Raw genomic sequence first — 834 nt, forward strand, 5'->3', positions numbered from 1 at the left:
CAAGTTCGACTCCTTCGGCAATAAGGTGAAGTGGTTTGGCTACAAGCTTCATCTCGCCGTCGATACCAAAAGCGAACTGCCGATGGCGCTCGCCGTGACACCGGCTCATGTCCATGACGGCGATATGGCGCCAGATCTGATGGAACAAGTCGCGGCAAAAACCAAAGTCAGCTTCTTTGTCCTCGATGCTGGGTACGACCAACTAAAAAACTATGAGGCTGCCCGGAATTTGAAAGCACAGGCGATCATCCCGATGAATCTTCGCAATGAGAAAGAGCCGCCTGCCGGCATGACATCAAACGGAACGCCTTGCTGCTCCATGGGTTTTCCGATGACCTATTGGGGAGCGGATGGCGATGTTCTGAAATTCCGCTGTCCCCATGCTACAGGCAAGGTAGACTGCCCGCTCGGAATGGCCGCTTGTTCGTCTTCCAATTATGGGATGGTCGTTAAGGTGGATACAACCAGTGATCTGCGCCGCTACTCCACACCGCATCGGGAGAGCAAGCGTTGGAAAGAACTGTACAACGAAAGAACTAGCGTGGAACGATGCAATTCCCGCTTGAAAACCTATCTAACAGCCGATGCGATGCACGTTTGGGGAATTCAGAAAGTCACAACGCACCAGTACCTTAACGCCATTGTATTGCTGGCTTCTGCACTAGCCATGGTTAAGCATTCAAGCAAAGCCGCAGCTTAAATTTTTCAGCATAGACGAAAATTCTGCAGGTCTGCCCATTTTTCCAAAGCCATCACATCACGACATTGAAACCAACCACAGGCCATATAAATCTGTTGTCTTTTTCTCGAAAATGGAATTATGCAAAGTGCTCA

At 49.9% G+C, this 834-nt stretch carries 1 protein-coding gene; it reads left to right on the forward strand.

From position 1 onward, the window contains the following. Positions 1-700, forward strand: a 700-nt coding sequence (locus AC27IT_RS27715; protein ID WP_487092252.1) for a transposase, incomplete at its 5' end; no start/stop codon positions are given. Between the last annotated feature and the right edge of the window lie 134 nt (positions 701-834).

It is taken from the genome of Brevibacillus sp. YAE8 (assembly GCF_057543335.1).